This window comes from Lichenifustis flavocetrariae, from assembly GCF_026130545.1.
Lineage (GTDB): Bacteria > Pseudomonadota > Alphaproteobacteria > Rhizobiales > Beijerinckiaceae > Lichenihabitans > Lichenihabitans flavocetrariae.
Genome location: NZ_JAMOIM010000131.1, coordinates 1 through 2267, shown reverse-complemented (window position 1 = coordinate 2267; position 2267 = coordinate 1). Strand labels below are relative to the sequence as shown.

3 protein-coding genes are annotated in these 2267 nt (G+C 67.9%); 2 read left to right on the top strand and 1 reads right to left on the bottom strand.

Translation table 11 applies throughout. The features are described 5' to 3' along the window. A partial coding sequence (locus tag M8523_RS36200; protein ID WP_282589626.1) for a LysR family transcriptional regulator occupies positions 1–544 on the bottom strand: 544 nt, incomplete at its 3' end. A gap of 99 nt (positions 545–643) precedes the next feature. Between M8523_RS36200 and M8523_RS36195 the strand changes: the two genes are divergently transcribed. Together M8523_RS36195 and M8523_RS36190 are read left to right on the top strand one after the other, a co-directional pair. Continuing rightward, a complete protein-coding gene (locus M8523_RS36195) occupies positions 644–1348 on the top strand; it encodes an SDR family oxidoreductase (RefSeq protein WP_282589627.1) in 705 nt (234 codons plus the stop codon). Beyond that, positions 1348–2267 (top strand): DMT family transporter (locus M8523_RS36190; protein WP_282589625.1); only part of this gene is annotated, 920 nt, incomplete at its 3' end. The genes M8523_RS36195 and M8523_RS36190, both read left to right, overlap by 1 nt.

Sequence of the window (2267 nt, the reverse complement as noted above, 5' to 3'; positions counted from 1 at the left end):
ACAATGCACCGGCCCGGTCGCCCAGGAGCGCCGGGCTGCCGACCGCAACCACCTCCTGCTCGAACAGCAGGTCGGCGATCAGTCCGGGGCCGAACGGCGGCCGGCCCTGCCGGACCGCGATGTCGACCCCGTCACCTTGGAAGTTCGACAGACCCTCGCTCGCAACGATGCGCAGTTCGATGTCGGGATGATCGATCCCGAAGGCGTGCAGGCGGGGGATCAGCCACTTGGCCGCGAAGGTCGGCGTCACGCTGACCGTCAGCCGGGCGGGCTCGGGCCTCAGGGCCGCCGTGGCCTCCGTCATGAGTTCGAACGCGCGCCGCAGTTGCCCCGCGTAGCGCCGCCCCGGATCGGTGAGTGCCAGGCTCCGCGACAGCCGCTCGAAGAGCTTGATCCCGAGATCGGCTTCCAGACCCCGCACGTGCTGCGCGACGGCTCCCTGCGTCACGCCGAGTTCGTCGGCCGCGACCCTGAAGTTCAGGTGCCGCGAGGCTGCCTCGAAGGCGCGCAGCGCGTTCAACGGTGGAAGGCGGGTTCCTGGCATGTGCTTGCGATAGTTTTTCTACTGCAACGACGCAGGTCATCTCCATAGTCGTTCGATGGTCCGACCGCCATAGCTCTTCTCGGTCAGACGAGGAGCAGGATCATGAGCGACAAGGTTGCGATCATCACGGCGGGCGGCAGCGGCATGGGCGCGGCGGCGGCGCGGCGTCTGGCTGCGGATGGCTTCAAGGTGGCCATCCTGTCCTCGTCGGGAAAGGGCGAGGCGCTCGCCACCGAACTGGGCGGGTTCGGCGTGACGGGATCGAACCAGTCGGCAGACGACCTCAAGCGCCTGGTCGACGGCACGATGGAACGCTGGGGCCGCGTCGACACGTTGGTCAACAGCGCGGGCCACGGTCCCCGTGCGCCGATCCTGGAGATCACCGACGAGCAATGGCACCTCGGGATGGACGTCTATCTCATGAACGTCATCCGGCCCACGCGCCTGGTGACGCCGATCATGCAGGCGCAGAGGGGCGGCACCATCATCAACATCTCGACCGCCTGGGCGTTCGAGCCGAGCGCCATGTTCCCGACCTCGGCGGTGTTCCGGGCGGGTCTCGCCGCCTTCACGAAGATCTTCGTCGACACCTTCGCGGCCGACAACGTGCGCATGAACAACGTGCTGCCCGGCTGGATCGACAGCCTGCCCGCGACCGAGGAGCGGCGGCAGGGCGTGCCGCTCGGCCGCTACGGCACTTCCGATGAGGTCGCCGCCACCATCGCCTTCCTGGCCTCGGCGGGCGCCGCCTACATCACCGGCCAGAACATCCGCGTCGACGGCGGCATCACGCGGGGGGTCTGATGGCAATGGGCACGGCCATAACGGTCCCGGCCGCGATACGACAAGGCCGCCCGGGCCTCGGCATCGCTTACTTGGCTTTCGCCGGGCTCGGGCTGATTTGGGGGCTGAACTTCATCTTCGTCAAATGGGCCGTGCACCTGATCAGCCCGGCACAGATCGTCCTGCTGCGGGTGCTGTTCGGGTTCCTGCCGCTCCTTGCGTTCGCGGTCGCGACCGGAGCGCTGCGGTGGCGCGACTGGCGCCATGCGCACCACTTTGCCGTGATGGCCGTCCTGGCGACGGCCTTCTACTACTTCGCGTTCGCCACCGGGACGGCGCTGCTGCTGTCGAGCGTCGCGGGCATGTTGAGCGGCGCCATCCCGCTCTTCACCTTCGTCACCGCCTGGGCGTTCCTCCGGCGGGAGCCGATCAACGCCCGATCGATCGGCGGCACGCTGCTCGGCTTCACGGGGATCCTGCTCATCGCGCGGCCATGGAACCAGAGCATCCAGGGATTGAACGTCGCTGGCGTCCTCTGGATGATCGCCGGCTCGTTCAGCGTCGGCTGCTCGTTCGTCTACGCGCGAAGGTTCATCAGCCCGCTCGGGCTTTCCCCGCTCGCGCTGACGACCTACCAGATCGGCGGGGCGCTGTTGATCCTGCTCGCGGCGACGGACCTGCATGGGATCGGTGCGGTCTTCGGCGACACGCGCGCTTGGCTCGGCCTCGTATTTGGCCTCGGCCTCTGCGGCACCGGGCTGGCCTACATCTGCTACTACATGATCGTCGATCGCCTGGGAGCCGTCATGGCGTCCGGTGTGACCTACATCCCACCGATGGTGGCTCTGGTCGTCGGAACAGCGCTGGCTGGGGAACCCGTCCACGCCATGGACATCGCCGCCATGGCGGCGATCCTGGTCGGGGTCGGCGTCCTGCAATC